At 50.5% G+C, this 14,279-nt stretch carries 21 protein-coding genes and 1 pseudogene; 10 read left to right on the top strand and 12 right to left on the bottom strand.

All coding sequences use genetic code 11. The features are described 5' to 3' along the window. The 4 genes from RCF31_RS21430 to RCF31_RS21415 form a co-directional block, all read right to left on the bottom strand. Entirely contained in the window at positions 1–1,623 is a 1,623-nt protein-coding gene (locus RCF31_RS21430; protein ID WP_416413779.1) for a TIGR04028 family ABC transporter substrate-binding protein, read from the bottom strand. Positions 1,624–1,822: 199 nt separating this feature from the next. Then, positions 1,823–2,035, bottom strand: a complete 213-nt coding sequence (locus tag RCF31_RS21425; RefSeq protein WP_299450097.1) for a hypothetical protein — start codon at positions 2,033–2,035, stop codon at positions 1,823–1,825. After that, complete coding sequence (locus RCF31_RS21420; protein WP_416413778.1) at positions 2,032–2,565, bottom strand: DUF2778 domain-containing protein; 534 nt, start codon at positions 2,563–2,565, stop codon at positions 2,032–2,034. Before RCF31_RS21420 ends, RCF31_RS21425 begins: the two co-directional genes overlap by 4 nt. A gap of 202 nt (positions 2,566–2,767) precedes the next feature. Beyond that, the gene (locus tag RCF31_RS21415; protein ID WP_416413777.1) at positions 2,768–3,685 is read right to left on the bottom strand and encodes an alpha/beta hydrolase fold domain-containing protein; all 918 of its coding nucleotides are present in this window, start codon (positions 3,683–3,685) and stop codon (positions 2,768–2,770) included. 287 nt (positions 3,686–3,972) lie between these two features. Between RCF31_RS21415 and RCF31_RS21410 the strand changes: the two genes are divergently transcribed. Together RCF31_RS21410 and RCF31_RS21405 are read left to right on the top strand one after the other, a co-directional pair. Then, entirely contained in the window at positions 3,973–4,779 is an 807-nt protein-coding gene (locus RCF31_RS21410) for a hypothetical protein (protein WP_416413776.1), read from the top strand. Between the two features lie 316 nt (positions 4,780–5,095). Next, positions 5,096–6,286, top strand: coding sequence for a tyrosine-type recombinase/integrase (locus tag RCF31_RS21405; protein ID WP_416413775.1), 1,191 nt, complete (start codon positions 5,096–5,098; stop codon positions 6,284–6,286). A gap of 289 nt (positions 6,287–6,575) precedes the next feature. Here RCF31_RS21405 and RCF31_RS21400 read toward each other — a convergent pair whose 3' ends face one another. From RCF31_RS21400 to RCF31_RS21370, 7 genes are all read right to left on the bottom strand, one after another. Then, the gene (locus RCF31_RS21400; RefSeq protein WP_416413774.1) at positions 6,576–6,815 is read right to left on the bottom strand and encodes a hypothetical protein; all 240 of its coding nucleotides are present in this window, start codon (positions 6,813–6,815) and stop codon (positions 6,576–6,578) included. Next, a complete protein-coding gene (locus RCF31_RS21395) occupies positions 6,808–7,059 on the bottom strand; it encodes a hypothetical protein (RefSeq protein ID WP_416413773.1) in 252 nt (83 codons plus the stop codon). Before RCF31_RS21395 ends, RCF31_RS21400 begins: the two co-directional genes overlap by 8 nt. A 3-nt stretch (positions 7,060–7,062) precedes the next feature. Then, complete coding sequence (locus tag RCF31_RS21390) at positions 7,063–7,536, bottom strand: class I SAM-dependent methyltransferase (RefSeq protein ID WP_416413772.1); 474 nt, start codon at positions 7,534–7,536, stop codon at positions 7,063–7,065. Continuing rightward, a complete protein-coding gene (locus RCF31_RS21385) occupies positions 7,536–8,021 on the bottom strand; it encodes a hypothetical protein (protein WP_416413771.1) in 486 nt (161 codons plus the stop codon). Before RCF31_RS21385 ends, RCF31_RS21390 begins: the two co-directional genes overlap by 1 nt. Positions 8,022–8,108: 87 nt before the next feature. Then, the gene (locus tag RCF31_RS21380; protein ID WP_416413770.1) at positions 8,109–8,321 is read right to left on the bottom strand and encodes a hypothetical protein; all 213 of its coding nucleotides are present in this window, start codon (positions 8,319–8,321) and stop codon (positions 8,109–8,111) included. After that, on the bottom strand, positions 8,278–8,568 hold the full coding sequence (locus tag RCF31_RS21375) for a hypothetical protein (protein WP_416413769.1): 291 nt from the start codon (positions 8,566–8,568) through the stop codon (positions 8,278–8,280). The genes RCF31_RS21380 and RCF31_RS21375 overlap by 44 nt, the downstream gene beginning before the upstream one ends. Before the next feature lie 35 nt (positions 8,569–8,603). Then, positions 8,604–9,710 (bottom strand): RecT family recombinase, encoded by a 1,107-nt coding sequence (locus RCF31_RS21370; RefSeq protein ID WP_416413768.1) that lies wholly within the window; start codon positions 9,708–9,710, stop codon positions 8,604–8,606. A gap of 82 nt (positions 9,711–9,792) precedes the next feature. On the opposite strand from RCF31_RS21370, the gene RCF31_RS21365 reads away from it, so the two are divergent. The 8 genes and pseudogenes from RCF31_RS21365 to RCF31_RS21330 all read left to right on the top strand — a co-directional run bounded on the left by RCF31_RS21365 (position 9,793) and on the right by RCF31_RS21330 (position 13,723). After that, the gene (locus RCF31_RS21365; RefSeq protein ID WP_416413791.1) at positions 9,793–10,023 is read left to right on the top strand and encodes a CII family transcriptional regulator; all 231 of its coding nucleotides are present in this window, start codon (positions 9,793–9,795) and stop codon (positions 10,021–10,023) included. 139 nt (positions 10,024–10,162) lie between these two features. Then, positions 10,163–10,351, top strand: a complete 189-nt coding sequence (locus RCF31_RS21360) for a hypothetical protein (protein ID WP_416413767.1) — start codon at positions 10,163–10,165, stop codon at positions 10,349–10,351. Next, positions 10,351–10,491: pseudogene (locus RCF31_RS21355) on the top strand (helix-turn-helix domain-containing protein); the annotation flags it as partial. The gene RCF31_RS21360 and the pseudogene RCF31_RS21355, both read left to right, overlap by 1 nt. Positions 10,492–11,059: 568 nt before the next feature. Continuing rightward, complete coding sequence (locus RCF31_RS21350) at positions 11,060–11,344, top strand: hypothetical protein (protein ID WP_416413766.1); 285 nt, start codon at positions 11,060–11,062, stop codon at positions 11,342–11,344. 1 nt (position 11,345) lies between these two features. Then, the gene (locus RCF31_RS21345; protein ID WP_416413765.1) at positions 11,346–11,786 is read left to right on the top strand and encodes an HK97 gp10 family phage protein; all 441 of its coding nucleotides are present in this window, start codon (positions 11,346–11,348) and stop codon (positions 11,784–11,786) included. Further along, complete coding sequence (locus RCF31_RS21340; protein WP_416413764.1) at positions 11,783–12,163, top strand: hypothetical protein; 381 nt, start codon at positions 11,783–11,785, stop codon at positions 12,161–12,163. Before RCF31_RS21345 ends, RCF31_RS21340 begins: the two co-directional genes overlap by 4 nt. Positions 12,164–12,224: 61 nt before the next feature. Then, the gene (locus tag RCF31_RS21335) at positions 12,225–12,977 is read left to right on the top strand and encodes an Ig-like domain-containing protein (RefSeq protein ID WP_416413763.1); all 753 of its coding nucleotides are present in this window, start codon (positions 12,225–12,227) and stop codon (positions 12,975–12,977) included. 50 nt (positions 12,978–13,027) lie between these two features. Beyond that, entirely contained in the window at positions 13,028–13,723 is a 696-nt protein-coding gene (locus RCF31_RS21330; protein ID WP_416413762.1) for a DUF6246 family protein, read from the top strand. 349 nt (positions 13,724–14,072) lie between these two features. Here RCF31_RS21330 and RCF31_RS21325 read toward each other — a convergent pair whose 3' ends face one another. Further along, a complete protein-coding gene (locus RCF31_RS21325) occupies positions 14,073–14,243 on the bottom strand; it encodes a hypothetical protein (RefSeq protein WP_416413761.1) in 171 nt (56 codons plus the stop codon). Positions 14,244–14,279 lie beyond the last annotated feature (36 nt).

Raw genomic sequence — 14,279 nt, 5'->3', positions numbered from 1 at the left:
TTAGTGTTTTTCCAGCCACGCGCCGTAGAACGATGGGCGACCCACCGCTTCAAAACTGACGCCTTTTAACCAGGGCGCACCGGCAAACACCTGCGGTTCCTCGAAGATCGGGATCACATAGGCGTTGTCGAGCAGATAACGCTGCGCATCACCGGTCAGTTGCAGGCGCTTTTGCGCATCAACTTCGGCCGAGATATTGACCAGCAGCGTATTCAGTTTGTCGTCGCGGAAGCTTTTCACTTTGTCGCTGGAGCCGCCTTTTTGCAGCAACGCATCGCGATTGGTGGGATAGAACATGCTTTTCACCACATCCGGGTCGGCACGTCCCACCTCGGACACCGTCAGTGGGGTTTTCAGCGGATCCAGGTTATCCAGCGTTTTGCTGCCTGCATCACCGGCTTTCACCGTCAGGGCAACCCCCACCTGACGCCACTGCTGCGCCACCAGTTGCAGCACTTCTTTGTTTTGCGGCTGTGGCGGAGATTCATACACCGTCAGCGCCAGTTTCTCGCCACCTTTCTCGCGGATCCCATCGCTACCGGGTTTCCAGCCTGCTTCGTCCAGCAGTTGTTTCGCCAGCGTCGGGTCATAGTTGAGTTTGTCGCTCAGATTGACGTAGCCCGCCGCGCTTGCGGCAATCACCGAAGTCGCTTGCGGATAGTTGGGGGAGAACAGGGTTTGTACCACCTGCTGTGCGTTGGTGGCATGCAGCAGCGCCTGACGTACTTTCAGGTCGCTGACCAGCGGGTTATCCGGGCGGAAGCTGATACTGTCATTGACGCCACGCGTCGGAGCGGCATAAATCGGGAAGTTCTGTTGTTTGGCCTGTTTTTCGTCATACGCCTGCACCTGGCGAATAAAATCAGCCTGGCCTGCCAGTAATGCGCCAATCCGGACGCTGTCTTCCGGGGTGACGATAAATTTGATGCCGTCGAGATTGGCCGGGCCTTGCTGCGCAATATTTTTCGGCCCCCAGTGGTAATCCTTACGTGCCACCAGATCGACTTCACGGCCCAGTTGTTCATTGCTGACCACAAACGGGCCTGAGCCAATAATATGGCGCGCATCGCCCAACTGATCGAAGCTGCGTTTTAAAGTGCTGAGGGACACCAGTCCCGAGCCGATGGTGGCGGTACCTTGTAAAAAGCCCGGTGAGGGTTTGGTGAAATAAAATTTCACCGTAAGCGGATCAATCACTTCGCTATGATCGTAATTATTAATCACCTCAGACACCGGCAAACGCAGCGCTTTATTGCCCAGACCATAGGTATCAAAGTTTTTCGCCACCGCGTTAGCATCCAGCGGTGTGCCGTCAGAGAAAGTGACACCCGGACGAATTTTAAAGGTGTATTCGGTTTTGTCGGTGTTACTGCTCCAGCTTTCGGCAATCCAGGGTTCAACCTGTAAGGTTTTGGGGTTTTGCCAGGTGAGTTTATCGGTGATCTGATTCAGGATGCCACCGTTGGGGTAAAAACCACCCGCCGGAGGATAAAGGTTGGTATGTGGTTGTTGTTCCAGATAAATAAGCGTGCCGCCTTTAACCGGCGTGTCCGCTGCGTGCGCACTGAATATCCCTGTCAGCAGAGCAAAACTTAATGCCTGCAAGTGAAAACGTTGCTTCATGATGGTGAATTCCTTTGTTATCAATTACCCGACGGGCGGTTTTTATCATCGAACGCCGCGTCGGGGAGTTGAACCAAGGAAATGCACTAAGCTTTGCTGAAAAAGGTAAAAGCTCCATAGCCTGGAGCTTAATGTGGTCCTTTAATCAGATAGGTCACAGGGTGAGTACACTTCAATCTCCATTTCATTAATTAATTCCTCATTGAGGCTTCCGATATCTGCGTAGAATCAGCAGGGCAATGACGGCTGAAAAAGCGGTCTTGATTAACAAAATGATAAAAAAGAAATTATTCATTCCCTCCTCGCCGTCACCTTGAGCTAAATCCAGACTGTCCACAACATGGCCGACAACTGTGTCAGGTATAAACACGATTCCAGCAATGACAATTACGATAAAGATGATTATTTTCATTTCACACTGCATTTAGAGAAATCAGGGATGCCACGAACATCAATGCGTCCGTATGCCATTAATCCATTCCCACCGGGAACGCGAACCTTGGGACGGTTGAGCAACGCACGTCTCAACACCTGGAATTCGTTTGATCGATAGAGAGTAATACACCCCCAGGATACACCGGAACCGTCTGAATTGAGCGGGTGTAATCGGAAACTGCCCCTACGAATTCCATTAACAAAGACATGGTCACTCATAGTGTTGCTGCTGTACAAGCCAAACCATTCAGAATGGTGATTGCGGTACAGATGTGCCATATCTATGGCCTCTGCCCGAATCTGATTAAAAAGACTTCCCTGTGGTCGATCAACTATCCAGTAAGTTCCGGGTGGAATTGCAGCTTTCTCCCTGTCGGAACAGTGTGGATTGTTTATGTATTTTTCAATTCCAGAAAGGACATCAAAAGAACCTACGCCGTAACACATCAACTTCAGCGTCTTTCCATCTGGAGATAATCTCCCATAATCCATCATACAAATCTGCATCAGTAAAACTCCTGTACTTGTGATGTGATACAGTCACCGCGCACTCGTTGCTGCGGCCTGTTGACCGTTTCCATAGTCAACCTAAGTCCATCTTACACATTCACATTTCTGATGTATTTAGAAAATTTACTTCCCTCACAACCTCTTACCAGAAATGCCCTAACTTCGAATGGCACATCAGGCAGAACGCAGGCATGTCTATTTATCGCCAGTGGCGGGTAATAAACTCTGCAGCGGCATCCAGCGCATGGCGCGCAGCTTCCAGTTCGATTTCGCTCTGAAATACATGATGCATACCTTCATAAATATCCAGACGCACCTCATCGCCTCGTACTGCTGCAGCGGCGGCATAACGTGTGGCGTCATCCAGCAACAATTCATCTGTTCCTACCTGAATTGCCAACGGGGGTAAGCGTTCGGGTACGTCGTACAACGGCGATGCTAAGCCGTTGGTGGCGGGGGTGCCATTGAGATAAATTCCTGCCAGTTGGGTCAGTATTTCAGGATGGAAAATGGGGTCGTGAGTCGCCGGATTATTAAAGGAGTCCCCGGTAAAAGCCAGGTCGAGATACGGCGAAAAAACCACAGCAGAAGCCACATCAGCCGCCACCTGCGGGTTTTGTAACAATCCCAGCACCAGTGCACCTCCGGCAGAATCCCCCACTAACGTCAGCTGAGTCATTCCCTGAGTCGCCAGCCAGCCAGGAATTCGCGCAAGCGCCTTCGGTGCTGCCGGGAATGGATGTTCTGGGGTTAAAGGATAGTCCGGGACAAATGTGGCAATACCGGTGCGTGTCGCTAACTGGCTGGCAAAACCCCGATAGGCAATGGCACTGCCCAGCGTATAACCACCGCCATGAATAAACACCACTGCTCGAGAATCAGTTTGCTGCTCCGGTTTCACCCACCAGCCCTGTATCCCATCCTGATCGATGCGTTCGGTGACTATACCAGGAGCCATGGGTGTCCCGGCCAGCATCTGGTCATACATTTCCCGCATCGTGCCGGAAAAGTTCGCTCGCAACTGGTCCATAGCCGCGATGATTTGTGGCTCAAGCGTGCGATCATGGGCAGATAACGGATGGCGTGTTTCGAGAGGTTTATAAGCATGCTGTGACATAGACAGAATCTCCGGTTAGCAAAAGCGAATAGTTTCAGCTGTTCCCGATGATGGTTTATTCCAATGGCGCTGTACAGATGATATTTTTGGGCATCATAAAATAATTGATATGCCATTTATTTCAGAGATAAATCAGTTTTAAAGATGACATGATATTTATGATGTTACCTTCAGTGAATTATCATAACCAATAATATTTTATTTTTATCAATATTGCTTACTGTTAAGCACATAATTCATGGCAGCGGCGCTGGAAATAAAGACCATCTAAACCAGGGAGTGTAAATATGTCCGATCATATCGGTTTTCCTTCTGTCCATATGGCAACCTCTTCGGCCACGCGGGGCAACAACCATCCGGCACCACGCCTGCCGATTGCGCGATTATCTCAGTTAACGCTATTACCTGCATCGAATAATCCGCAGATGCCTGTCGCGCCGCCATCCTATTACGGCTATTCGGGGCCGAGTGATTTTAGACCACCGCAGGCCTATCCTGCGCCGCTGAGTTACGAAGCCTCACAACGTATTGAAATAAAATCGCTGGGAGAAAAGTTTCAGGCGTTATTTGAATGCAGGCCTCCGGTTTTTCTTGAGACTGAAATTATTCACCCGGACATAGGGAGTGAAAATCTTGAAAAACATATCACTTTCTATTTTGATAAGATGAAACTTCAGGACGAACTGGTGGTTTTTCTGGAAGATGCGGGTGTTGAGTACACATCGAGAATAGTGGGTAGAGAAATTCCGGTTTTTAATGTGATTAAAGACATGAGCACAAGAGAAATGAGGAATATGGGCGGAGTACATAAGATTTGTCATTGTGCTGATGAAAAAGGTGAAAGATATCAGTTCATTGAACGTCCTCGCGCATTGCGTGACCATCCTAAGAGTCTGCTGATTTCCGAGTCCTCTTATTCAAAATATGAAGAAGATGCGACTCTCAGAGAAATAACAACCGTTTGGGGGAAAATTGATCTTGCAATTTCCGAGCGTAGTCTGGACGAATCATTGTCTTTATATAAGCCAGAGCTGGAGAAAATTTATAAAATAATTGAAAACAGAAGTATTCAGACAACAACAACACAACTGTAACCTGTCAACATTCTGGCGTCTGGCGGCATGGGTTATCGTGTCGCTACGAAGCACTTAAGACCTGGCGTTAAACTCCAGCTTTTCCCGCACCATTTCCATTTTTCTAATTCACTTTGTCGAATTTGTTGTTTTACTAAACAACAATCTTAGTGGATGTGCATTACGCTGCGTTATGTTGCTTTATTATTTTCATACTATACATTGTGTTACTGGTTTTTAGTGTATAAAAGAGCATCAAGTTGCATTAAGGTGTGTGGATTAAAATAAGTGTTTTTGTGTACACTATTGGGTATAGGTAATCACGATGGTGTACACAATGTTGACCGACACTAAACTACGCAAATCGCTTGGAAAACGCCGGGATTCGGTAGAAGTTTTATCCGACGCTCATGGGCTTAATGTACGCCTTTCTGTAGCTGGTGCTGTGACTTTTTTTTATCGTTACAGATGGGATGGTAAACCTGTCCAAATCACTTTGGGAGAGTATCCCGGCTTATCTCTCATCGAAGCCCGAGAGCGCCGCCAGACTTTCCGTAAATGGATTACCGAAGGTGTAGATCCTCGCAGACAGGTAAAGCTTGAGAGGAAGAATAAAACGGAGGCGTTGACGGTTGATGAGGCTTACAGTTATTGGGAGGAATATTATTGTCGCCCAGAGGGAATTGTTGCCCTGCCTGTTAATCGCAGTAGCTATGTAAAACACATTAAGCCGATGCTGGGTGATATGGTGGTCGAACAGACCAGCAAAGGTCACTGGATCACGGCTTTCGACCTGATGGGAAGAACCGTGATGGCTGGTGAAATGCTATCGATCATGAAGAGGGCATTTAGGTTTTGCTCTAATCGAGGAGTCATTTCTAATAACCCTTTGGAATCTTTGAAGCGCTCAGATGTAGGCACCTCACCGGCTTATCAGGATAGAAAGTTATCTGACAGTGAAATTAAAATTATTTGGGAAGAGTTGGATACCATGTCTCTTTCCCAACAAGTCATTGTCAGATTCCTGCTACTTACTGGTTGCAGGACAGGGGAGATACGGAAAGCAAAATGGGATTGGTTCGATTTCAAAGAAAAGACATGGACGGTGCCAGCCGAAGAATATAAAACCGGGAAAACAGTCAGGCGTGCGCTAAGCGAAGTGGCTGTTTCTATGATGAAATCAGTGAATGAATTATCTAATACTGACCTTGTTCTCACTAAACTTGTTTCTCGCGCCCGAATTCCTGAGCCATTAAATCAGGCGCAGGTTTCTGGGTATGCACAATTCATTTCTGATCGAACCGGAATAGCAGCCTGGACACTTCATGATATACGGAGAACGGTTGCAACGCGCCTATCTGAACTCGGCGCGCCGCCACACGTAATAGAGAAGTTACTTGGTCACCAAATGGGCGGCGTTATGGCTCGGTACAACCTTCACGATTACCTTGATGATCAGCGGCATTGGCTTAAGGTGTGGCATGATCATCTGGAGAGGGTGATTGGTCGTCCGCTGGTGAAGAATTAACCTCATCTTCCCACTTCATAATCTCTGAGAGCCGCCAACGGTCTGGAGAACCTGGAATAGTTGGCTGTGGAAATGGGCGGCTGAAACTTTTTGGCATGCGTTTCGGCGTTCTCCAGAATTGCAGAGTGCTCCGGGAAATTTTGTACCGCTCCATCACATCTCTGGTTCTGTAAATCTCATCTTTAGCCTGCATTTGCGTATCCTGATTTAGATGTGTTTTGTGTTCATGGTTGTCGCTATGTCCGCTATTTTTCATTGGCATCTGTTGCGCCCTCCTCGCCGCGAGCGTTTACTTTTGGCGATTTTCTTCAGTGATTTCTGGCTGCCCTTTCTGGATAAACACGATGGTGGTCATGTTGAACTTGGCAGCATACTTTTCGATGGTGCTGATGTACGTGTGCTTGCTCTCCATCAGCTGACGCAACGTGCTGATCGAGACACCGCAGAACCAGGCTGTTTTCTTGATGGTCCATTTCCGCTCGCGCGCGATTTCACGTACTGCCAGATTGAAGGAAAATTTATCAGGCATGATTTACCTCAGCATGTTTAAATTCATCTTCGTCGGGATTTGAAGTATCCAGCCATGACTGGCGAGCAACATGGTTGCCTTCACAGGGCGGCTCGTCTTTCGACCAGCGGCCCAAATAATAGAATCGCCCATTACGATGCTCTGCTGTTCCGCAGTCGGTACATACATGGCAGTTTCCATCGGCGTACCATATGTAATGATGCCCTGCCGGGTTTTGAAGTCGGGCGAGTGCATTTCTGGCCATTTGCTAACCCTCCTTCAGAAATAAAATCCAGTGAGTTTTGTCGTTTTTACCGGTACGCTGCCAGATTGTAGGTTTCTGGTCAGTCAAGACTATTACCTCGCTGACAGGTATCTGAGTTTCATTCCATTTGAAAATTAGGGTGCCGTGTGGCCGCAGCACCCTGAATGCTTCGCTGAACCCTGCGCGGATATCATCACGCCACGTTTTCTTATCCAGCGCGCCATACTTCTTACGCATCCAGCTATTCTCACCTGCACGCGCAAGGTGTGGTGGGTCAAACTCAACCTGAGCAAAGTGATTATCCGGGAACGGAAGGGCGCGGAAATCAGCCTCAATATCCGGCGCGATGTGAAGAGAACGACCATCGCACAGCTTGTGTGACTCGCTTCGGATATCTGCGAATACCGCGCGTGAGTCCTGCTTGTCGAGCCAGAACATCCGGGAGCCACAGCACATGTCTAAGATTGGTTGATACATCACCATTCCCCCCAGCTGTAACCTGACGCTATAGGCCCCGGCGTTTCGCACGCCAAAAAGCTCTCATCCGCTGGTACGCTGAGAATTTCAGCCCACCGGCTAATCTGTCGGCCATCTTTGTGAATTTCGATATTTGCGTGGCCGGAATCATTCAAACCTTTTAGGCAAAGCTCTACGGTCTCCATCGTGAGGCGCATGCAGTTGAACTGAAACGCTTTGCGGTAGATGAAAGCCCTCAGCGCTTCTTCTCTGGTCAGGTGATAGCCGGAGCGTGCCGCATTTTTAAGACAGCGTTTGACAGATTTATCGCCGGGCGTTTTATGCATGTGGCGAATCTGCTCAAGCGTCATTTTGGGGAGGTCATAGACATGCCAGAACGTTTTTTCCGTCTCGCGAATAATGACGCGCGTCCATAGCTGCACAACCGCGCGTCCTTCGTTGTCATTGCTTTCAACGTAGCGATAGCAGTATTTTTTCTCTTCCATCGTCATCACCAGATAATCAGAGATACCAACGCCGCCCAGATAACCAGGCAGCCCGCAAAGAACGCAATCCAGTACCAGCCGCGTTCGCTATAAACCATGACGATCACCTCTAAGCTGGTCAGGTTCGGTAACCACCTGACAGAGCACTTTCAGGAAGTCACCGCGTGGTGACTCGCGCCATTCCCAGATATTCTCTTCACGCTGTATCCAGCGGCCCGGGGAGACGACCCAGTTGATCGCCTCGACCATGGCGGCATTACGCCGCCCGGCTTCTTCCAGTGCTTCCAGCAGCTGTATCACTGTTTCGGCCTGCCACGCTGGCAGGTTTTCTGCCAGCTTTAGCGCGCTTGCTTTTAACTGTTTTTCTTTCTGCATTGCCATTCACCTCAATAACCCTGACCGGAACCGGGCGCACCGCGTTGATACGTGCACGGATACGGGCCTGTTTTCGCATTTCCCAGATAATGACCTCGGTCCAGTCGCAGCCGTCGTCAGGCTTGTAGCGTTTGCCGTAAGACAGGCCGCTGAAATCGTCTTCTTCGCTCATGCTGTTTCCTTATCCGGCCCCGAAGGGCCGATGGTTTATGTGGTGTATTCCGGCTTCATGTCGGTCAGCGTGATGCTGTATTGTTCAGTCAGGTCAGGGCCAAGATGGCGTTTACTGGTGGCGTAGAGCTTTTCGACGGCGGCGAACGCGGCGGCTGCGCCATCAGTGCCAGCCTGTGGCAGGTCATTGATGGCAGCTTTCAGTTTTTCACTGGCGTTCAACTGGTGGTACCGGGCTACAGAGCGGTTCTTCAGTTCCATGTACAGAGTGGTGCCCAGGTCAGCTTTTCGCCCTTCAATCTCCGCGCGAAGGTGCTGCGCCTCTGCCGCCTCGCCAGCATCGTTGATCGCAGTACGGTAGTGCTCGGCCAGTTCATCGGTCGATGAGGCAGGCTTATTGTTGTTGCCATTAGGCTGAGGTTGCGTTTCACCTGAGGTTGCATTGCTATCAAGACCGGCCAGGGTGACGCGACTTTCAGACGAAAACACCTCTTTTTCCGTCCGGCTTTCATCCACCTGTTCATCGGGGGTATAAACGCCAAGGATCACATCCGGGCAATACAGACGCGCCCAGCGCTTGGTAGCGAGGTATGCCAACTGCTGACGCGGATCACTCGCCCACAGGGTGGAGTTGCGCACCTGGGCCTGAGATAGCAGGATGGTCAGTTCACGCGGTTCACCTTCACCTTTGAGCGTTGCCCAAACGCGGATGCCGACACCGGCCTCATCCTTCAGGTCCCAGTCGGGAGCAATGTACTTGTTGCCCTTGCTGCTGGTTTTCTCAATGAATTTGCCAACGATGTTTTCCCATGGGCCAAACCACTCGTAATGCAGCCGGTCCTTAGTCGGGGCCATCGTGTTGATCACAGCGTTAACCAGCTGAGCCTCATAACCCAGAGTGCCACTGACAATGTGGGTTTTCTGTGCCACGGCAAAGGGGTCCAGCCCCCAGCGCGCAGCCTGCATCACCACCGCCATGCAGGCGTCGGGCTTGCCCCTGAAATGCGCCGGCACAAACTCGCCGCTGTTTGCCATCACCGATGACAGGGATTGCAGGCGATTAAACAGTTCTCCATTAGTGAGAATGGAAATGTTATCGATCTTCTGGTTCTTGTTTTCTGATGCAATAATTTCAGTAGCCATCTTTTCAGCTCCTTATGCCAGGCGCAGCGCTTCAAGACGGCGCTGGTCGAAGTCGTTAAGTTCGTCGGTGTAGTCTTCAACGATTGCGAAGAAGCTCGGCGTTGATAAATCGCAGGTCAGCCGCTGGCAAAGTCGTGGCGGGATGATTGAGAAGGCCAGTTGTTTATTGGCTGCGCTGGATTTCCAGCAATCATCCGGGGTGGTGATCTTCAAAGGTGATGAAACCGCAGAGCTGGCTAAATGCCTGATCGGGATGCTTGAGCATATCCGATCTGATGCTGTTAAGCCGGAGGATGAACGGGGGAGAGCATGAATTTCGGGCGAAAAAAATCCCCGGCCGCTACCGGGGATCTTTCCAAACCAAGAACTTTTTTCACAACAACAACGGGGTTAAGTATGCCAGGAATCACTGGTCATGTAAACAGCACTGAAATCCGGGAGGGCCTGCGCTGATGGATTTGTATAAAACGATTATCGCAACCCTTGTGGCCATCGCTGCAATGCCTGCATTCGTCGGCATCATGTCGTTCATCATGTGGCAGAACGGTTTCAGAGTCCTGGGCTGGAAGTATATAGCCCGGTTTTCGCTCGTTCTGGTTCTCCTGGTGTGGATCCTTGCGGCAATACCAGGACCAAAATAATGAGTATCAAATTAATGAATCAGGCTTTTGGCATTCGTGTCGGAAGCCATCTAAGAAAACTCATCCTGATCAAGATTGCTGATAATGCAAGTGATCAGGGCGAATGCTGGCCCTCTCATGGTTACCTCGCGGATCAGTGCGAGTGCAGCAAAAGTGCTGTTCGTGAGCATATTGACGCACTGATCCAGATGGGACTTCTTGAGAAGGAGAACCGTCTCGGTGGAAATTCAGGAAAGGGTAATCAGTCAAATGTTTATCGCCTGAAGCTCGATAACCCTGTGCCACCAGAAAGCATACCCCCTGTGCCGCCAAAAAGCATAGCTATGCCGCCTGATGGCACCCCCTATGCCGCCACGCGGCACCCCCTATGCCGCCATGCGGCACCAGAACCATCATTAGAACCATCATTAGAACCAGAAAAGAATATTGACCCATCGGCAGAGGCCGCTGAGTCGAAACGCAATGCTAAACGGGAATACTCACCTGAATTCGAAATTGCTTGGCAGGCTTACCCTAAACGCGCCGGGGGCAACCCGAAACCGTCAGCGTGGAAAGCTTGGTCGGCACGTATCCGGGAAGGGGCCAGACCGGACGACATGATTGCCGGTGTTCAGCGGTACGCTGCGTTTGTGCGTGCCACAGGGAGCGCCGGGACTCAGTACGTCAAACAGGCCGTCACATTTTTCGGGCCTGATCGGCACTTTGAGGATGCGTGGGAACTTCCGCGCAGCACCGGGCAAAGTGGGTTCGGTGCCATATCTCCACCTGACAAATCCATTCCTGACGGCTTTACGGGGTATCGGGAAAGAGATTGTGGTGAAAAACACCATCTGGACCGAGTACGCGCTGGCGCAGGAGGGCGATCGAATCCTGCTGGGAGTCTCTACCGAAGCCGAGCCACCCGATTCTGCCGACGATATACGACAGATTGTCCAGTTCGCCGATACGTTTGAGCGGCTGGCAGATGATTTTGCGCTGATAACCGGGGTCTGACATGGGTATTAAAGTTCGCGGGTTGCAGGAGGCGAAACGGAACCTTGACCGCCTCATCGATGATATTACCGACAGGAAAGTTGTCAGGGCGCTCCAGTCTGCAATGCTGATTGGGGGGGCGCAGGCGGCAATATACACGCCTGTCGATACATCCACACTGCTCAATAGTCAGTTCCGGGAAATCATCGTAAACGGCACGGTAATAACCGGGCGGGTGGGGTATTCGGCGGAATATGCGCTGTACGTTCATCAGATGACCGGAAAGCTGAAAGGTCAGCCCCGTGCCCATTTTGGTAAAACCAGAGAGGGGACTGAGTTTGGCGGCGGAACCGGAACTGGTAATTACTGGGATCCGCATGGTGAGCCGCAATTCCTGACCAGAGGCTTTGAAGAAAGCCGGGATCAGATTGATGCGGTGATCCGCAAGGAGTTATCTCTGTGAATCCTCCTATGTATCTGCGGCTTAAAGACCTGTTCATTGATGCGGGGCTTACTGCAGGGCTGACGGTGCAATGGCGGCAGTGGCGTGACACCAACAAATCAGCCGCATTCATTGTGTTCATGCCAAACGGTGGCAGCAGCATCAGCAATGACAGGGGTGGTGATCACTATGTGCTGGTGTCTGTCGTGGGTGCCGTTGATAAGCCTGATGCTGCCGAGGATGCGGTAACTGCCATTGTGGAGTACATCACCGCGCAGACCGGCGCAGATGACTGTGTTGGCGCTCTCCAGCTGGTTGGCGGCTTCCCGCGACCGATCCCCACCGAAGAAAACCGCCTGGTCTGGCAGCTCAATATTTCCTGCACCTGGGGAGAATAATCCCCCCGAAAATCCATCCCACAGGCTGCCTCAGGCGGCCTTTTTTATTTGAGAGGTAAACATGCAAGGTTGTGCAAACGACACTGGCAAGCTGATCGGTAAGGTGGCTGTGCTCCGCATGGCCTTCGGTTGTGCCGATACGGTGCCAGCACTGAGTGAATGGGTGCGGCTTGGGGCCATGACCACGAAAGGCCTCGATTATTCGATGAACACGGTCAACTCTGAAGCTGATGATGCCAAAGGTCTGGTTGAGAACCTGGTCAACAACATGGACCTTACCGTTTCCGGTGAAGGGGAATTTCGTAAAAAGGATAAAACGAACGAAGTCGGTGCTATGCGAATGTCGAAATACATTTTCGACGAGGTGCAGGCTGGCCGGCAGCCCACTATCTGGGTGCGCTTCGACTTTGCAGGTGAAGATGCTGGCACCTATATCATGGGGTATTTCAATACCACCTCATGGTCTGGTGACTTCGGGACCAGTAATATCTCAACCTTCTCCGGTGAATGGAAGGTTTATGACGCTGATACCGTTGTGTTTGAAGTGGCAGACCCGATTGCCGCAACAGGTATTACGGTGACGCCTGAGGCGGCTGCTATCGTTGTTGGCGATACAGTGCAACTGAATGGCGTGGTGGCACCGGCGAATGCAACCAATCGCGCTATTACGTGGTTGAGTTCAGCGCCTGCCATCGCCACCGTCAGTCAGGAAGGCCTGGTTACAGGCGTTGCGGTCGGTACCGCAACCATCACGGCAACGTCTGCGGATGGTGACTTTACCGATACCGCTAACGTCGAAGTCACCGCGGAGTAATCAGTACAAAGGGTTGCATGGCAGCCCTTGATACTGCTTATGGAGGCATCATGACGCCCATTAAAGAAATTGGCGAATTTGTCCTGGCTGACCAGGTGAAGGAGTATTTTTTCCGGCCATCATTCATGAATATGGCGCGGATTGGTGAGCCTGAAGAAATTGTGCGTGCTTTTCATGACCTGTTTAACGACGAAGCAACGACATTGATGCACCGCGCGATTAAGGCCTACACAGCGGGAAATAAGGTCCGGCTTCCCGAATACGTGCTCACCTATCTGATGAGCGGCATTCTTACCAGAAAAGCTATTATGGCTGCACATCTGGTGCTGAGTGCCTGCTGTGATGACGACATCAGCGAGCTGATAGGCTGGATGAAACCCGGGAGAACTGGCAGACGCGCTTTTGTGTGGCGACCCGGCGCAATACCGCTCCAGAATATAGTCGTGCTGGCTCAGGGACTGATGCTACACGGCATCATCGGTAAAGCGAAGATCCGCAAATTACAGCGTCACGAATCGAACGACACAACCCCGGGATTTCGCGCCACGGATTACATCATGGCTGCCCGCAATCATTTCGGCATCAGTCGGGATGAGGCGGAAAATCTGACCATGACAGAGTTCATCCTCATGCTGAATGCGAAATACCCTAACCAGAAAGGATTCACGCGTGAAGAGTACGATGCAGTGATGGATGATGATGATCGCCGCTGGGCTGAAATGGTGGAGAGAGAGCAGAGAACATAACCCACCATCAGGTGGGTTTAATGTTACCAGCGAAATGTCAGGTGCGTTCTTCCTACTTGTGCCAGTTCCATATAGTTCAATGGCAATCTCCCTTGCACATCTATTGTGATATGTCCGCCTGCGTTAGCGACCGTCCGAATTAACTCCACCAGGTTAAGCGGCAGAAATTGATCCTTGGTGAGTTCGATATGAACACCAGTGCGAGCTAAATCTAACAAGTTAAGGGGTAGCATAGTCATCTCCATGGAAACTAAATATGTGAACTGCACAGACTTTAAACTTATTTTATTATTCCTCCCATCCTGATAGATGATCAGTGCAAAATGACGGGGCTTCCATGCCCCTTACTTTAATCAATGTGTTGCGTAACGATCACAAAACCTAGCACTACTGCGGAGAATAGGAATGGTGCACCAGCTCCGAGGCTGATAGCAGCCACCATTTTTGTGAGAATTAAGCCACAGCTATGAAAATTCTTGTCAGCTGTGAGTTTCTTTAAACGCTCAGTGCTTTTACGCATGGCTCTTACCTTTTAAGTTGATACTGCCGAAAATGG

Source organism: Pantoea sp. App145, from assembly GCF_047947045.1.
GTDB lineage: Bacteria > Pseudomonadota > Gammaproteobacteria > Enterobacterales > Enterobacteriaceae > Pantoea.
This window is presented reverse-complemented; position numbering and strand designations above follow the sequence as displayed.